General features: G+C 41.3%; 16 protein-coding genes. 10 read left to right on the forward strand and 6 right to left on the reverse strand.

Annotated elements, in window-relative coordinates:
• Window positions 1–104 precede the first annotated feature (104 nt).
• The 5 genes from F991_RS05080 (at window position 105) to F991_RS05100 (ending at window position 5,581) form a co-directional block, all read left to right on the forward strand.
• Window positions 105–1,310 (forward strand): acetyl-CoA C-acetyltransferase, encoded by a 1,206-nt coding sequence (locus F991_RS05080; RefSeq protein ID WP_004669486.1) that lies wholly within the window; start codon window positions 105–107, stop codon window positions 1,308–1,310.
• Between the two features lie 343 nt (window positions 1,311–1,653).
• A complete protein-coding gene (locus F991_RS05085; RefSeq protein ID WP_004669487.1) occupies window positions 1,654–3,789 on the forward strand; it encodes a 3-hydroxyacyl-CoA dehydrogenase NAD-binding domain-containing protein in 2,136 nt (711 codons plus the stop codon).
• A 165-nt stretch (window positions 3,790–3,954) separates the two neighbouring features.
• Window positions 3,955–4,215, forward strand: coding sequence for a hypothetical protein (locus F991_RS05090; protein WP_004669488.1), 261 nt, complete (start codon window positions 3,955–3,957; stop codon window positions 4,213–4,215).
• 66 nt (window positions 4,216–4,281) lie between these two features.
• Complete coding sequence (locus tag F991_RS05095) at window positions 4,282–5,136, forward strand: patatin-like phospholipase family protein (RefSeq protein WP_004669489.1); 855 nt, start codon at window positions 4,282–4,284, stop codon at window positions 5,134–5,136.
• 214 nt (window positions 5,137–5,350) lie between these two features.
• Window positions 5,351–5,581, forward strand: coding sequence for a hypothetical protein (locus tag F991_RS05100; protein ID WP_004669491.1), 231 nt, complete (start codon window positions 5,351–5,353; stop codon window positions 5,579–5,581).
• A gap of 60 nt (window positions 5,582–5,641) precedes the next feature.
• Here the strand turns inward: F991_RS05100 and F991_RS05105 are convergent, their stop codons facing one another.
• A complete protein-coding gene (locus F991_RS05105) occupies window positions 5,642–6,070 on the reverse strand; it encodes a GNAT family N-acetyltransferase (RefSeq protein ID WP_034595441.1) in 429 nt (142 codons plus the stop codon).
• Window positions 6,071–6,087: 17 nt separating this feature from the next.
• Entirely contained in the window at window positions 6,088–7,359 is a 1,272-nt protein-coding gene (locus tag F991_RS05110) for a class I SAM-dependent methyltransferase (protein WP_004669495.1), read from the reverse strand.
• Window positions 7,360–7,459: 100 nt separating this feature from the next.
• Here F991_RS05110 and trhA point away from each other — a divergent pair, with 100 nt between their 5' ends.
• The 3 genes from trhA to lpxO all read left to right on the forward strand — a co-directional run bounded on the left by trhA (window position 7,460) and on the right by lpxO (window position 10,626).
• Window positions 7,460–8,101 carry a PAQR family membrane homeostasis protein TrhA gene (gene trhA, locus F991_RS05115; RefSeq protein WP_004669498.1) on the forward strand — a complete coding sequence of 214 codons (642 nt, stop codon included), beginning with the start codon at window positions 7,460–7,462 and terminating at the stop codon, window positions 8,099–8,101.
• Between the two features lie 120 nt (window positions 8,102–8,221).
• A complete protein-coding gene (locus F991_RS05120; protein WP_004669500.1) occupies window positions 8,222–9,532 on the forward strand; it encodes an MFS transporter in 1,311 nt (436 codons plus the stop codon).
• A 188-nt stretch (window positions 9,533–9,720) separates the two neighbouring features.
• Entirely contained in the window at window positions 9,721–10,626 is a 906-nt protein-coding gene (gene lpxO, locus F991_RS05125) for a lipid A hydroxylase LpxO (RefSeq protein ID WP_034594925.1), read from the forward strand.
• 62 nt (window positions 10,627–10,688) lie between these two features.
• Here lpxO and F991_RS05130 read toward each other — a convergent pair whose 3' ends face one another.
• Both F991_RS05130 and secA read right to left on the reverse strand, forming a co-directional pair.
• The gene (locus F991_RS05130) at window positions 10,689–11,117 is read right to left on the reverse strand and encodes a hypothetical protein (protein WP_004669504.1); all 429 of its coding nucleotides are present in this window, start codon (window positions 11,115–11,117) and stop codon (window positions 10,689–10,691) included.
• A gap of 145 nt (window positions 11,118–11,262) precedes the next feature.
• Window positions 11,263–13,992, reverse strand: a complete 2,730-nt coding sequence (gene secA, locus F991_RS05135) for a preprotein translocase subunit SecA (protein WP_004669506.1) — start codon at window positions 13,990–13,992, stop codon at window positions 11,263–11,265.
• A gap of 337 nt (window positions 13,993–14,329) precedes the next feature.
• On the opposite strand from secA, the gene F991_RS05140 reads away from it, so the two are divergent.
• Both F991_RS05140 and F991_RS05145 read left to right on the forward strand, forming a co-directional pair.
• Window positions 14,330–14,965, forward strand: coding sequence for a peroxiredoxin (locus F991_RS05140; RefSeq protein ID WP_004669508.1), 636 nt, complete (start codon window positions 14,330–14,332; stop codon window positions 14,963–14,965).
• 233 nt (window positions 14,966–15,198) lie between these two features.
• Window positions 15,199–15,783, forward strand: coding sequence for a dual specificity protein phosphatase family protein (locus F991_RS05145; RefSeq protein ID WP_034595442.1), 585 nt, complete (start codon window positions 15,199–15,201; stop codon window positions 15,781–15,783).
• 42 nt (window positions 15,784–15,825) lie between these two features.
• On the opposite strand, the gene F991_RS05150 is transcribed toward F991_RS05145, so the two are convergent.
• Entirely contained in the window at window positions 15,826–16,761 is a 936-nt protein-coding gene (locus F991_RS05150; RefSeq protein ID WP_004669511.1) for a DUF6929 family protein, read from the reverse strand.
• 82 nt (window positions 16,762–16,843) lie between these two features.
• A partial coding sequence (locus F991_RS17805; protein WP_004669513.1) for an SPOR domain-containing protein occupies window positions 16,844–17,365 on the reverse strand: 522 nt, incomplete at its 5' end.

Genomic DNA, 17,365 nt, shown 5'->3' on the forward strand with positions numbered 1-17,365 from the left:
TTGGCGAAAAACATCAGATTTGCCAATGTTTATCATCATTGCACTAGCATTTAAATTGAGTACACTCAATACACAACAATTTTAAGGTGACACAAGGAAAAGCTATGAGCGAGGCCTATATTATTGATGCCATTCGCACACCACGCGGAAAAGGAAAAAAAGACGGCTCACTGCATGAAGTCAAACCTATTACTTTACTCACAATATTACTGAATGAATTACAACAACGTCATCAACTCGATACCTCAAAAGTCGATGATATCGTTTTAGGTTGTGTAACCCCTGTTGCTGACCAAGGCGGTGATATTGCCAAAACCGCAGCGATTGCAGCAGGTTGGAATGATGATGTTGCAGGTGTTCAAATCAACCGTTTCTGTGCGTCTGGTTTAGAAGCCGTAAATATGGCAGCACAAAAAGTTCGCTCAGGTTGGGAAGATATTGTGGTTGCTGGTGGTGTTGAATCAATGTCACGTATTCCAATGGGTTCAGATGGTGGTCCATGGGCGCTTGATCCTGAAACCAACTTAAAATCATCTTTTGTTCCTCAAGGTGTTGGCGCTGATTTGATTGCAACGCTTGATGGTTATAGCCGCGAAGATGTCGATGCTTTTGCTGTGGCTTCACAACAAAAAGCAGCAGCAGCGCAGGCAAACGGCTATTTTGATAAATCAGTCATCCCTGTTAAAGATCATTCAGGCGTAATGATCTTAGACAAAGACGAATTCATTCGAGGTAATACCACCGTTGAAGGATTGGCAAAACTGAATGCCAGCTTTGAAATGATGGGACAAATGGGCTTCGATGCTGTTGCATTACAAAAATATCCTGAAGCGCAAAAAATTAACCATGTGCATCACGCAGGTAACTCATCAGGTATCGTGGATGGTGCAGCGGTTGTATTGCTTGCTTCTGAAAAAGCAGTCAAAGAACAAGGCTTAAAACCTCGTGCCAAAGTACTTGCAACCGCATTGGTGGGTACAGATCCAACCATTATGCTGACTGGTCCTGCACCCGCTGCACGTAAAGCATTAGCCAAAGCTGGTTTAACCATTGATGACATTGACCTGTTTGAAGTAAATGAAGCTTTTGCCGCAGTGGTTATGCGTTTTATCACTGAACTTAAAGTTCCTGCTGAGAAAGTCAACGTCAATGGTGGTGCAATCGCAATGGGCCATCCATTGGGTGCAACTGGTGCAATGATCTTAGGCACTTTACTTGATGAATTAGAGCGTCAAGGCAAAAAACGTGGTTTAGCAACTTTATGTGTCGGTGGTGGTATGGGCATCGCTACCATTATTGAGTTGGTGTAAATCACTCAAAACCTCCCTGAAATATGAGACTCGGAAACGTCATTCGCAACCTGATCAAGCCAAAGCGGCTAAAGCTTTGGCTCAGCGCAAGACAAACAAAGTGCGTAGTTTATGCTCAAGCATAGCTTTCGCCTTGCGGTACGGCAAAGATTATTAATCTTTGCTATTCGTACCTCAGGTTTTGCGAATGACAATGGTTTTGCCTACTTTTGACGAAACAAAAGTAGGTCGAACCGAAGGTTTATCCTAAAATTAGATAAGAGCTTAACAAGACGCTGCGATGCTTATATTTACTTATGCAGGTCACTTACGATTAAGCTCATAAAATATTGGACGATGATGTATGAGCGCTATTAAATACGAAAAAAACGCTGACAATATTGTAATTCTTACCCTTGATTCATCTGGTCAATCTGCCAATACCATGAATGCAGAGTTCCGTAATGCTTTAGATGAAGTGAGTCAAAAGCTCAAAGCTGAAACTGATCTCAAAGGTGTTATTTTCCGTTCAGCCAAGAAAACCTTCTTTGCTGGCGGCGATCTTGATGAACTGATTCAAGTTCAACCTGAACATGCCACTGAATTTTTCAATATGATTGAAAAGCTCAAAGGTGACTTACGCAGCATTGAAACGTTAGGTGTGCCTGTCGTTGCTGCTTTAAACGGCACTGCCCTCGGTGGTGGTTGGGAGATTGCTTTAGGCTGTCACTATCGTATTGCTATCAATGACCCGAAAAGCAAGTTCGGTTTACCTGAAGTGACTTTAGGCTTACTTCCGGGCGGTGGTGGTATTGTCCGTATGGTACGCCTGCTTGGCTTACAAAATGCCTTTCCATTCCTCATGGAAGGAAAGCAATTTGGTGTAGATAAAGCAAAATCTCTCGGTCTAATACATGACACGGCTGAGAGTGAACAAGAGCTGTTAGATAAAGCTATTGCTTGGGTTAAAGCCAATCCAAAGTCTCAACAACCCTTTGATGTGAAAGGCTACAAAATTCCTGGTGGTGATCCAAAGACTCCAGCTGTTGCTCAAGTACTTGCGATTGCGCCAGCCATGCTGCGCGATAAAACCAAAGGCTGCTACCCTGCGCCTGAAGCCATCATGGCCGCGGCAGTTGAAGGAGCACAAGTTGATGTTGATACCGCTTTACGCATCGAGTCTCGCTACTTTGCCCAATTAACAATCGGAAATGTTGCCAAGAATATGATTGGTACATTTTGGCACGGTCTAAATGCGATTAAGTCAGGCGTAAGTCGCCCTACCGAAGTAGCCAAATGGCAAGCGAGCAAAGTCGGTGTACTTGGTGCAGGTATGATGGGTGCAGGTATTGCCTATTCAACCGCGATCAAAGGCACGCCTGTCGTACTCAAAGACGTATCAGTCGAAAATGCAGAAAAAGGCAAAGCTTATTCGCAGAAACTGTTGGATAAACGTGTTTCACAAGGTCGTATGACTGCGGAAAAACGTGATCAGGTTTTAGCATTGATTACCGCCACAGCAGATGCAGCAGACCTACAAGGCTGTGATTTGATTATTGAAGCAGTGTTTGAGAATCAAGCACTCAAAGCCAAAGTCACCCAAGAAGCTGAACAGTATTTGGCAGAAGGTGGTATTTTTGCATCAAATACCTCGACATTACCTATCACGGGTTTAGCGCAAGCTAGCAAAGATGACAAAGCATTTATTGGCTTACACTTCTTTAGCCCAGTCGACAAAATGCAATTGGTTGAAATTATCAAAGGCAAAAACACATCTGCTGAGACTTTAGCGAAAGCCTATGACTTCGTTCAACAAATTGGAAAAATCCCAATTGTAGTCAATGACAGTCGTGGCTTCTTTACCAGTCGCGTGTTTGGTACATTTATTCAAGAAGGTATGCGCTTACTGGCTGAAGGTGTACACCCTGCCAAAATTGAAATGGCGGCACTGAAAGCAGGTATGCCCGTTGGTCCACTCGCCATTCAGGATGAAGTGTCACTCACTTTGACTGAACATATTACCAATGAAACTCGTAAAGCACTGCAAGCCGAAGGTAAATATCTACCAAAAACACCAGTGGATGATGTGGTACACAGCATGGTTCACGAGTTAGATCGTAAAGGTAAAGCTGCGGGTGCGGGTTTCTATGAATATCCTGAAAATGGCAAAAAATACCTATGGGATGGACTCAGCCGTTGGAGCAAAGACAATGACATTTCTGAACAAGAAATGATTGATCGCTTCTTGTTTGTTCAAGCACTTGATACTTTGCGTTGTTATGAAGAAGGCGTTTTGGAATCTGTGATTGATGCCAATGTCGGCTCGATTTTTGGAATTGGTTTTGCACCGTGGACTGGCGGCGCGATTCAGTTCTTAAATCAGAATGGTATTGAAAAATCATTGCAACGTGCTGAACAATTGGCTGCTCAATATGGTGAACGTTTCAATCCACCACAATTGTTGAAAGACAAAGCACAAAAGAAAGAAATCATCCAATAATTGATTTCTTTCTAATAAGTTAAAGCCCATATCGCTCAGTATGATCGATATGGGCTTTTTTACTACTCGACAAAATCACTGCAAAACTTCTGCCTAATGCATCACAAAATATGCTATAAATTATCCTAATTCTGCCTTATTTTTTGTCCTTTGGAAATTTGTCTTATGTCTGAGAAATTGTGCCCAGAAACTTCACCTTGGGGGTGGAAAGCGCTGATTATCACGATCATTCTAAGCTTTGTTTTTATGGTTATTTTTTACTTAGCGATTACCAACGAACCTGACTATATGCCAAGTCACAAACAAACCAGTAGCCAACAACATGCATTGAAAACTGCACCAGCAATGTCTCCTGAAGCCTTAGAAGCGGCTAAAAAAAATGCGGCAGCAACAGTTGCCCCTGAATCAGAGCATCATCAGCACTAAAGTGCTATTGTCGAACATGATAAATCCGTGTTAAACAGGGATTTATCATGTTATTCGAGATTTTCAATGCTTCAACAAAATCGTCAGGCACTCGTCGTTGAAGGTGGCGGAATGCGTGGTGCATTTACCAGCGGTGTCTTAGATGCATTTTTACAGCAACAATTTAATCCTTTCGATCTGTGTATTGGCGTTTCCTCAGGCTCAACTAATGTTGCAAATTATCTTGCAGCCCAACACGGTCGCACGCTAGAAATTTGTCTAGATCACTCCCTTCGTTCTGAATTCATCCATTATGGTCGCTTTTTCAAAGGCGGTGACTTACTCGATTTAAAATGGATGTGGGATGTGGTGGAAAAAGAGCATCCACTAAATCAAAGCCATCTATTTTCTAATCATCCAGAGTTTTATATGGTGCTGACTCATGCCATTTCAGGTGAAGCAACCTATATCAGAGCTTCTAGAGACAATATTCTTGATGGGTTAAGAGCATCCAGTTCTATTCCTGTGCTGACACGTCAAGCCGTTGAAGTCTTCGGTGAACCTTACTTTGACGGTGGGGTGGCAGATGCATTGCCTGTGCATTGGGCAGCCAAACAAGATCATGTTTCAAAACTGATGGTATTACGAACGCGTCCTAAGAATTACTATAAAGCCAGTAGCAAAGGCGATCAGTTTTTGGCGAAATATTTATTTAAACAACAACGTGGTTTTGCTCAAAGTCTACTAGCAAGAACCCAACGTTATAATGATGCAGTCAATTTCGTACGCTCGTCATCGGAACAAAAAATACTAGAAGTCTGCCCACCTGATTTAAAAAACATGGCAAGTCGACTTTCCAAAAATAAAGCGAAGATTCGCTATAGTTATGATGTCGGCATAGAAACAGGTCTAAAAGCCATTGAAGACTGGCATTCTCTCTAGACCCGATAATCTTCCGAGTTTTAAGCTAAACAAAAGAAACGATTAGATCATTATCACACCCTCTTTGTGTTTCTTCAATCGGGAGGAGCACAAGGAATCGTGTAAGAAGTCTATTTAAGGTATTGCACAACAAAGCATAAACCTCTCCAAGCCCCCCCTTGTCAACGGATATAAAAAAGGCGCAAAATCGCATTTTTTATATTTGGAATCTCTTATGAGCAATCAACCATCCCCACAAAAAGATTCAAATGAAACGGTATTGGGATGGAAGTTTGTCATCATTGTTGGGATATTAAGCATGATCTTTTTAAGCTTTTTCTATTTGGCGATGACCCAAGAGCCTGACTATATGCCCGGCGCTCAACGTAAAATTCAACAAGAAAAAGAGCTGAACCATAGCCATTCCGCAGCCTCAGAAGTTGCGGAACAACATCAACATCCTTAATACCCATTCAAACCTAAACCAAGCAATCAAATGAGTGATGAGTTCATATGATGACTCAACTTATTTGATGATTGGCATCACCATTTCAATATGCGGAATACCACATTCATCATATTCATCGCCTTGCACCGTAAATCCAAGCTTTTCATAAAATGAAGTCGCATGTGTTTGTGCAGATAGCTGTAACAATGGATGATTTTGGGATTTAGCATAAGCAATCATATCAAGCATGATCAATCGCCCAATGCCCTGCCCTCGGTATTCTGGTAGTACCGCAACACGTCCTAGATGATGATCTGGCAATAACCGAGCCGTCGCAATTGCTCGATCTTGGTCATAAACCACAAAATGTTGTGACACTGGATCTTGATCATCCCATTCATCTTGTTCAGGAATATTCTGTTCCTGAATAAAGACCAATTCTCGAATGAATTTAGCGTCTTGCTGTAGCTGCAATTGACTCCATTGCCCATTTTCAACTTTAAACATATCTTTCTCAGTTTGAATTAACATTTACAACCCAAGTTCTCGATTGGCATTTGATCTTGCAACAACAACTCCAAACTTTGCTTTTCAATGCCATACATGGTTTTCAAGGCTTGAATTTGTTGCATGATCTTAGGATCAGGTTGTTGAACATTTTTACGCTTGGTCGCCAAGATCATCTTGTTTTTACTGGTATGTTCCAAAGACACGAACTCAAACACTTTGGTTTCATAACCATAAGCCTTAAGCAACAAAGCACGTAAAGTATCTGTAAGCATTTCTGCCTGTTGCCCAGCATGAATCCCAAATTGCAACATCGGTTGCAACACTTCTGGACTCTTGAGTTGTGGTCTTAATTCTTTATGACAGCACGGTGCACACATGATCATCGAAGCATTGAGACGGATTCCTGTATGAATCGCAAAATCCGTTGCCACATCACAGGCATGCAGTGCGATCATCACATCTAAGTCACTCGAACGAGGTTCTCGCCTTGCGCTCGGATGAAGCGATGCTTCATTTAATCCTCGCTCATCAGGTTGATAACTACGTACGTCCCCCTCAAAGAAATCGAGGTGATTAAATCCTACCTCATCAGCCACTTTCTGACAAAACTCAACCAAGTTTGAGCGGAGTTCAACCCCAGTAATCAGTGGTGTCTTGCCTTGTGCTTGTAAATAATCATATAAGGCAAATGTTAAATAGCCTTTGCCTGAACCAAAATCAACGATCTTCAATGCTTGTTGTGAGGCATCAATTTGCTCATAGGCATTGGAAAAGATCTCGATAAACTTATTAATCTGTTTCCATTTACGCGCCATGCTTGGAATAATTTGGCCATTGGCATCGGTAATACCTAAATGTGTTAAGAACGGACTTTGCTGTTGAATATAACGTTGCTTTTCACGATTGTGCTGTTGTTCAGTTAAACCTGTTGCCTGTTTTTTCTGTGCATTTAACATGGCTTTCTTTTTATTTTTCTTGAGTTGAATCTCTTGTGTTGCGCTAAATAAATTCGCCTGCTTAGACTGAGCTAATAATGCTGCAATTCTCTCTACACCCTCGTCCATAGTATAGTTCTTGGTGATGTCTTGCGTCTTATGGTGATATAAACAGGACAAAACCGCCTGCCCTTGCAGCTCAATAATCCGAAACGTCATTTTCTCTAAATCTGCCAATTCACCTTTATATTGACTGAGAATCAGGCGATCAAAACTTCTATTTTCAATAGCTTGCTGTACTTCTAGAAAAAACTGCTGTTCTTGTTCAAAAGAAAAAATCGGCGCAAACATAATGAAAACCTAACAAATAGAAACTAAATTTTAAAGCGTCTTACTTTAAAAGGGAAATTGCATTACGATACAGTCGTATTTTTATGCAAAGCATATTGCCATGAACACGAACTCACTGTTGGATTATGATCCAAAAGAAGAACGACTAAACGCTTATAGTCATGCTATTGGCGCAATATTCGCTTTAATTGCCTCAATTTTTCTCATTATCAAAGGTTACTATCTCCCTTTAGCTCAATGGATGAGTTTATGGATCTATGGTTTTAGTCTGGTACTATTACTGCTTAGCTCAACGCTTTACCACTTCGCCCAAGATGAAAACAAACGATATTGGTATAAAAAACTAGATCATACCGCGATTTATTATCTCATCGCAGGGACATACACGCCTTTTTTAAGTATCGCGATCCCAACTGCAAAAGCACATTACCTACTGATCGCACTTTGGGTCATCGCAATGATCGGAACACTGTTTAAATTAGTGTTCATTCACCGTTTCCAAAAGCTTTCTCTGGCAGCGTATTTGGTCATGGGCTGGCTCGCTGTTCTACTGATGGATGATATGCAACTCTATCTCTCAAAAGATGCATTACAGCTTTTGATTGCAGGTGGGCTTGCCTATACCGTCGGTACATTGTTTTATGCCTTAAAAAAGGTAAGATATAGCCACGCAATTTGGCATGTTTTTGTGCTGCTAGGAGCAGGGTTACATTTTTTAGCGATCTACTGTTATGTCCTATGATGAGCACCAATAAATACGCGCTCCATAACATCAGGTTTCCTGAGTAAACTCCGCATTAAAAAAGGAATATCCAAACAATACATCTATCTATGTCTTGGATAATGAGAATTAAGGTCTTGTATGTCGTCAAACGCTACGGCTGCCACCCCTGAAGTGGCAAGTAATTCAAAAGTACGGGTATTATTTGCCAGTCTGGTTGGTACTACGATTGAGTTTTTTGACTTTTATATCTACGCCACAGCCGCAGTACTGGTTTTCCCCCATCTCTTTTTCCCTGAAAGTAGCGATGGCGCAGCCGTATTACAATCTCTTGCAACTTTCGCACTTGCCTTTATTGCCCGCCCAATTGGTGCTGCAGTTTTTGGACATTTGGGTGATCGAATCGGACGTAAGGCAACCTTGGTTGCCGCCTTGCTCACCATGGGGATTTCAACCGTCTGCATCGGCTTACTGCCAACCTATGTACAAATTGGTATTGCAGCACCTCTACTGCTCGCCTTATGTCGTTTAGGACAAGGTTTGGGCTTAGGTGGTGAGTGGAGTGGTGCGGTTTTACTCGCCACTGAAAATGCGCCTGAAGGAAAACGCGCTTGGTATGGAATGTTCCCACAATTGGGTGCACCGATTGGCTTTATCCTTGCAACAGGTTCATTTCTATTACTGAATGCATTTATGTCGGAACAAGCCTTTATGCAATGGGGCTGGCGTATTCCGTTCATCGCCAGTGCAGTACTGGTGTTAGTCGGTTTATATATTCGTTTAAAACTGCATGAAACGCCTGCTTTCCAAAAGGTCTTAGATAAGCAAAAAGAAGTGAATGTACCCTTCAAAGAAGTCATGACCAAACACTTCAAAATGTTGGTACTCGGCACAGTTGCTGCGATTTGTACTTTTGTGGTGTTCTACCTGACAACGGTATTCGCGCTGAACTGGGGAACCACCAAACTCGGTTATGCACGTGGAGATTTTCTTCAGCTACAACTGGTTGCCACCTTATGTTTTGCTGCATTTATTCCGATAGCAGCTATTCTCGCAGAGAAATTTGGTCGTAGAAAAACCTCCATCGCAGTCTGCATACTTTCTGCTTTATTTGGATTGTGTTTTGCCCCCCTACTCGATTCAGGTAATCCAATACTGGTCTTTTTATTCTTATGTATTGGTCTTTCGATCATGGGACTCACCTACGGTCCAATCGGTACGATTTTGTCTGAACTTTTCCCAACTTCAGTCCGCTACACTGGCTCAGCGTTGACCTTTAACTTGGCTGGCATTTTTGGTGCTTCATTTGCACCTTATATTGCAACCAAACTGGCTGAAAGTTATGGACTTGGTGCGGTGGGTTTGTATCTCAGCTTAGCTTCAATTTTATCGTTGATCGCATTTTTAATGATGCGTGAGACTAAACATGACGATGTAAATAACCAAGTTTAATCACGTCTTTCGTCGAAAATACACCTCCCTTACACAAGGGAGGTTTAAATAAATATACAAAAAATCACTGAATTGGCATCCATTCATCGCATGGCGCGGCAATCAATAAAATTGATTTTATCGCAACATTCTACACAATATTTTTTATGCTAAAATGGCCGCCTCCCATTTTCTAGATGATTGCACTTATGTACGCAGTGATTATCGTTGCCGTATTTTTAGTCAGTTTTTTATATACATATTATCGTGGCAAAGAGCGATTAAAAGCATCTCGACAATTATTCGATCATTCGACCTTCTTAGCGCCTATCAATATGTTTATGACTGGTTTCTCGAAGTTACCGAACCAGCCATTTTTTGATGTGGCGCAATTCCCTGAACTCAAACCACTACAAGATAATTGGCAAGTGATTCGGGAAGAAGCGATTCAACTACAAAATCAAATCAAAGCCGCTGAAAAAAATAATGATGCAGGTTTCAACACGTTCTTTAAACGTGGTTGGAAGCGTTTTTATTTGAAATGGTATCGGGATAGCCACCCTTCCGCACAACAACTTTGCCCAAAAACTGTGGCATTACTAGAAAGTATCCCATCAGTCAAAGCCGCTATGTTTACTGAACTTCCATCTGGAAGCTATTTGGGTAAACACCGTGATCCTTATGCAGGTTCAGTTCGTTATCACTTGGGTTTAGTGACGCCCAATAGCGATGATTGCTTTATCGAAGTCGATCAGGAGCGCTATAGCTGGAGAGATGGTGAAGCCACTGTATTTGATGAAACCTATGTGCATTGGGCACATAATAAAACCGATCAAACTCGGATCATCTTATTCTGTGATATTGAACGTCCAATGAAATGGGGTTGGGCGCAAAGATTTAATCACTGGTTTGGTCGCAATATTATGTCGGCAGCAAGCTCACCAAATGATGATCAAGATAAGACTGGTTTTATTAACCGTATTTTCAAATATGGTTATGCCGTTCACCACTATGGTCGTGGCTTAAAACAACGCAATCGCCCACTGTACTATGCTTTAAAATGGTTAATGTTTGCGATCATTATTGGTTTGATTTTATTACCAAGCCTTTTATAAAGGCTTGTATTAAAATAAAAAAGAGATGCCTTAGCATCTCTTTTTTATTGAAAAATGATCAATTAATTTGTTTTCGCTGTTTGAGTGCTTGCTGTCTGTGGTGCTTGTGCACTCGCAGTTTGTGCAGCTGCTGCATTCGCAGCTTGTACCGCTGCTTCACCAATTAAAGCAATCTTGGCTTTTTCTTGGCTCTTTTCAGAGAGTGCAGGATTTGATGCCACGATGCGATTGATATTGGCAGAATTTGCTGGTGCAATCGCAGCGGTTTGCAACACGATTGGACGATTACCCGTATCGCCTAAAGTATAGCGAATGCCCGTACGTGGACTAATGACCGTTGTGACATCATGCTTAACCTGTGCTTGAGCAGAAGTCTCTCCTTTTGCAGCCTGCACTTTATCCACTGTCGTAGTTTGTGGAACATCTGCCGCAAGTGCAAAACCTGATGTCGTCGCACTTGCTAAAATTAAAAGTTGTAATGCTTTTTTCATTGTCTTCCCGCTTCTAATATCAATTCAACGAAGAACTGTAAGTCTGCTAATAAAACTACAAAGCTTGATTCCACTCAAGTAGTTTATCGTAAAAAAAGCAGAGTCTATGCTCTGCTTTTTTATCATGACCAAATAAAACCTAAGCTTAGATTTTACCGTGACACTGCTTGTATTTTAAACCAGAACCACAAGGACAAGGTGCATTGCGACTCTCAGGCACTGGGAATACTGCATTTTGCTGTTCTGTTTCTTCAGAAGCAGTCACTTCACCCGTTAAACCATCGACCTCATCATGTTCAAAAGAAAGACGCATTGATTCAGCTTGACGCTGCTGCTGTGCTTCCATTTCTGCAAGTTCTTCAGCAGTCGGAACATGTACGCGAGATAGATCAGTCACTACATCAGATTTGATCACACCCAACATATTCACGAATAAATTGAATGCTTCTTTTTTATATTCTTGCTCAGGATTTTTTTGCGCATAACCACGTAAATGAATCCCTTGACGCAAGTAATCCATCGCAGCCAAATGCTCTTTCCAGTGACGATCAAGTGAATTCAACATAAAGTGACGCTCCAGCATAACTGCTGACTCTGCACCCATTTGCTCGCGACGCTGAAGATAGCGGTTCACAATTTCATCAGAAATACGCGCAACCAAACCTTCTTCATCTAAACGACGATCTTGGTCTAACCACTGTTGCACTGGCAATTCAACGCCCAAATCGGTACGTAAAGCAGTTTCTAAGCCTTCAACATCCCACTGATCATGTACCGATTCTGGTGGGATAAAGTTTGCAATCACACCCTTAATCACATCTCGGTGCATTTCTTCAATGTAGTCTTGTAAAGTGCTTTCAGTAAGGACTTCATCACGCTGAGCATAAATAATCTTACGTTGCTCATTATTGACATCGTCATACTTCAATAAGTTCTTACGAATATCAAAGTTACGTGCTTCAACTTTACGCTGCGCATTTTCGATCGAACGGCTGACCATTTTGTGTTCAATCGCTTCATTTTCTTGTAAGCCCATCGCGCGCATCATCGCAACCACACGATCACCCGCGAAGATACGCATCAAGTCATCTTCAAGCGATAAATAGAAGCGAGAAACACCAGGGTCACCTTGACGACCAGCACGACCACGCAACTGGTTATCAATACGACGAGATTCATGACGCTCAGAACCAATGATATGCAAACCACCAGAACTTAGAACATCCTCATGGTCTTTTTCCCATTGCGCTTGTAAACGTGCTTCATCTTCTGCTGTTGGATTTTCAATTTTCGCCAGTTTTGCTTTCCAGTTACCACCTAGCAAAATATCTGTACCACGACCTGCCATGTTGGTGGCGATCGTGACTGCATTTGGGCTACCTGCTTGGGCAATAATATCGGCTTCGCGCTCATGTTGTTTTGCATTCAAAACTTCATGCTGAATACCTGCCTGTAATAACTTAGAAGATAAGATTTCACTGGCTTCAATCGTTGCCGTACCGATCAGAATCGGTGCAACACCCTGCTGACGAATATTGGCAATTTCTTCAATGATGGCACTATATTTGCCATTACGATTTAAATAAATTAAGTCATTATGATCTTTACGCACCATCGGACGATGCGTTGGAATAATGATCACATCCAAACCATAAATCTCTTTCATTTCTGCTGCTTCTGTATCAGCAGTACCAGTCATACCTGAAAGTTTTTTATAGAGACGGAAATAGTTCTGGAATGTCGTTGTAGCAAGCGTTTGATTCTCAGGTTGAATTTCCATACCTTCTTTGGCTTCAACCGCTTGATGCAGACCTTCTGACCAACGGCGACCAGGCATAGTACGACCTGTGCTTTCATCCACAATAATGACTTCTTCTTTTTGAGTCTGTGGATTTACACCGATGATATAGTGCACATTCTTTTGATACAGATAATGCGCACGAATCGCAGCCGTAACATGATGAACCAAGTTCAGATTGGTTGCTGAATATAAGCTCTCGCCTTCAGCCAATAAACCCATACGAATCAGTTCATCTTCAACTGTTTCATAACCGATTTCAGTCATTTCAACTGAACGTTGTTTTTCATCAACCCAAAAGTGCCCACCATCAGCCACTTTTTCTTCTTTCTGTGGGCGTAATGTTGGTGGAATACTATTGATTAGCTGGTAAAGATGCGATGAATCTTCACTTTGCCCAGAAATAATCAATGGTGTACGTGCTTCATCAATCAGGATGGAGTCAACTTCATCAATAATCGCATAACTTAAACCACGTTGTTTTTTCTCTTGTAGAGAAAACACCATGTTGTCACGCAAATAGTCAAAACCAAATTCGTTGTTGGTTCCGTAAGTAATATCGGCGATATAGGCTTGTGCTTTTTCATCTGGCATTTGCATGGAATAAATCACGCCAATGCTTAAACCTAAAAACTCAAATAATGGGCGGTTAAGCTCAGCATCACGTTGTGCCAAGTAATCATTTACAGTGATCACATGCACGCCTTGTCCACTCAATGTATTGAGGTAACATGCTAAGGTACCCATGAGGGTTTTACCTTCACCAGTACGCATCTCAGCAATTTTACCTTCGTGCAAGGTAATACCACCAATCAACTGCACATCATAATGACGCATGCCCATGACACGCTTTGCAGCTTCACGGCAGACAGCAAATGCTTCAGGCAATAATTGATCTAAACTTTCACCGTCTTTATAACGTTGTTTGAATTCTTGAGTTTTTGCAGATAGGTCTGCATCGTTAAGAACAGATACCGTCGGTTCGAGCGCGTTAATTCGTTCGACGATTTTACGCATACGTTTGAGCTCACGCTCATTTTTAGTACCGAAGATACCTCCGATCAGACTTGCCAACATGAAGAACTCTCTAATCCTGTTTGTTTAAGTTTAAATAGGTAATTTTTTCTTAGCTGTTATTATGGAGTCAGAAATAAGAACTACAAGGGCTTTACATTCAAACAGGTAAAAAAATCTGCCCTACGATTCTGACATCACACAACCAAAGAGCGTTAATGTAGCAAATTTGCATTTAAGTTACACCGATTTAAATGTGAATTCCTGATCAATTTTTTAACCCCGCTACTTATTAGATATCTAAAAACATCATAAACATATGAAAAAACAATCATTTTATTTATAAAATCCATACTGCATATTAAAGACAGCACACATAAAGTATGTATTGAGGATTGATATGACACTACGTTTAGGCGACATCGCCCCGAATTTCCAGCAGCAATCAAGTGACGGCACGCTTGATTTTTATGATTTTTTAGCCGATAGCTGGGGAATATTATTTTCACACCCAGCAGATTTCACCCCCGTTTGCACCACTGAACTTGGCTTTACCGCCAAACTTAAAGATGAGTTTATAAAACGTGGAGTCAAAGCGATTGCGCTTTCTGTGGATGATGTTGAATCTCATCAAAGCTGGATTCAAGATATCAATGAAACCCAAAATACAACAGTGAACTTCCCGATTATTGCAGATAAAGACCGTAAGGTTTCTGAGTTGTATGGATTTATTCACCCCAATGCCAGTGAAACGCTAACAGTTCGCTCGTTGGTGATTATCGACCCAAATAAAAAAGTGCGTTTGATTATTACCTATCCTGCCTCTACAGGTCGGAACTTCAATGAGGTGTTACGTGTGGTCGATTCATTACAGTTGACGGATAAACATAAGGTTGCAACACCAGCAAATTGGCAACAAGGCGAAGATGTTGTCATTATTCCATCACTAAAAGATGAAGAAGAAATTAAACAACGTTTTCCTCAAGGCTATACAGCGGTAAAACCGTATTTACGATTAACCCCCCAGCCTGAGTGAGGATAAAACGAGCTACGCTCGTTCCTGAGAAGCGACTAAAGCTTCGCAAGAAGTCGAACAGCTATGCTGTGAGTTAAGAGATAAGCGAATGCTTTAATCGAAGTGCAAGGTAATCATTGAATAAGTTTAGCAAACTGAAATTGTGAAAAAATTACAATATCACGCTCAAAAGTGATGAAATATTGCGTTAATTTGTGCGCAATGTACGATCAGATTCAATTGCTATCTTTACCATGAAAAAAACACTCATTTCCGTTATGCTCGTTTCAAGTTTAAGCTTAGGTGGATGTATGAAACACCCAAGTTTGAGTGACGATCAACGTCCCCAAAACTGGGGAACGCTTATTTCCAATACTCATAATTTTTATCAAATTAGCCCAGATGTATTTCGTAGCGATCAACCAGATACTGATTTAATCGCCAGTTTGAAACAGCATCAGATTGGGACTGTGATTAACCTCAGAGCGAAGAATAAAGATGCCCATGTTCTCAATGATCAAGCCTTTGATCTTGTACACATTCCAATTTATACATGGGCGATCAATCGTAATGACCTCTTGCAGGCCATGCGCGCCATTCAAACAGCAAAACAACACAATCAAAAAGTCTTGGTACATTGCTATCATGGCTCTGATCGTACAGGCGCTACGATCGCAATGTATCGTATTGTCTTTGAAAACTGGTCAATTGATGATGCGAAACAAGAAATGAAGCAAGGGGGCTACGGCTATCATGTCATTTGGAAGAACATTGATCAGTTGCTTAGCCCTGAAAATGTAAAATGGATTCAACAGCAACTGAAGAACCCATTAACTTAGCACTTTGGTTTGGGATGAAATTCTATTTAAAGCAAGCCCCATTTAACTTTGCGGTTTTGCAAAAGCAGAGCTGCTCAGCAGCACCGTCAAAACCTCAGAATCGCCGCCATCACTATCCGTTACCAATAAAAATACCTCACCATCGTCTCTCGACTCTAACCAAGTAATGCCTTCGACTTTAATTGGAAGGGTTTGCCCCTTGTCATTTTGAATCAAATGAGTATCTAAAGTTTTACCGTCAGGCGAGAATACCAACATAAAACTACCCAACACCACACCGTCATCATAGGTATTTAATGTTTGTTCAACTGAAGCAGTGGCAACGATCAAACTTTTATCCACTAAAAAACATGCATCAGAAATGCCACTTGCTGAACCTTTAATCTCAGGTAATGTAAGGTTAAGCGAATTTATGAATGCACTTTCTAACGAAATTCCCTCTTGAATTTTTGCTAAATCAAACACTAAAACACCATGGCAGCGATTAATATTACCACGTTGAAAAATATAGAGATGATGATCGTCTGAACATACTGCTTCTATATTAAGACCAGCTCCACCGGTTAACTCAAAACTATGTTCCAAAAAATGGTAATCAACCGCATCCAACAAAGTTCTAATTTGATTATTGGATGGATTATAGAGTAAAGCTTGTTTCCGATTGTCCGTAGAACCCGACCCCATAATCAGTAGCTGTGGTTGTCCGTTAAAGATTATGCAAGTTAATGCTTCAAAATCAGGCTTTTTTTCTTTGCTCAATGCGATAAGTGGCATTTGCTCAGACGGTTCAAATAACGGAATTTTTTCAAAGACCGTCGCACTGGTCATGTTTTTTTTACGATTCGTTTTGAGTAAGTAACAAACATCATCACCAACAAAATAGAGGTCGTCCCCCACGCAAGCGACACCAGACAATGCACTAACAACAGAATCTGGTGCAAAAACAACCTGCTCTATTATCCTAACACCTGTATTCATCATTCCCCCTATTCAATGCAATAGTCGCAGTGAGACAAAGCCTGTGAAGCTTTCCTGATTTGATCTAGGGGGTTATCACCATTTAACGTTGTTCGAGTGGCACCCAGTCAATCACCCAAGCTGATTTCATATTTAAACTTTCATCTGCCGCAATTTTCTTACGCGCGGCATCCGCAGTTTCTCTGTCTTTGGATGGACCAACCATGATGCGAATCCCTTTAGAGGTTGGGCTAGTTGTAACTTTATAGCCTTTCGCTCGCAACTTGGATACTACGGCATCTGCATTGGCTTGGTTTGCAGCCAAAGCCACTTGTACCATCCAGTTCTTGTCGCCATTTTCCAAAAGTTCGCGTGCCTTTTCAGCATCTGCTTTCTTCTTCGCATCTTCTTCGGCTTTGCGTTTTTCATCAGCAGCTTTCTTGTCTGCTTCGGCTTTACGCTTATCTTCGGCAGCTTTCTTGTCTGCTTCGGCTTTACGTTTATCTTCGGCAGCTTTCTTGTCTGCTTCCGCTTTACGTTTATCTTCAGCAGCTTTCTTGTCCGCTTCCGCTTTACGTTTATCTTCAGCAGCTTTCTTGTCTGCTTCGGCTTTACGTTTATCTTC

It is taken from the genome of Acinetobacter sp. CIP-A165, assembly GCF_000367985.1.
In the GTDB taxonomy this organism is placed as follows: domain Bacteria; phylum Pseudomonadota; class Gammaproteobacteria; order Pseudomonadales; family Moraxellaceae; genus Acinetobacter.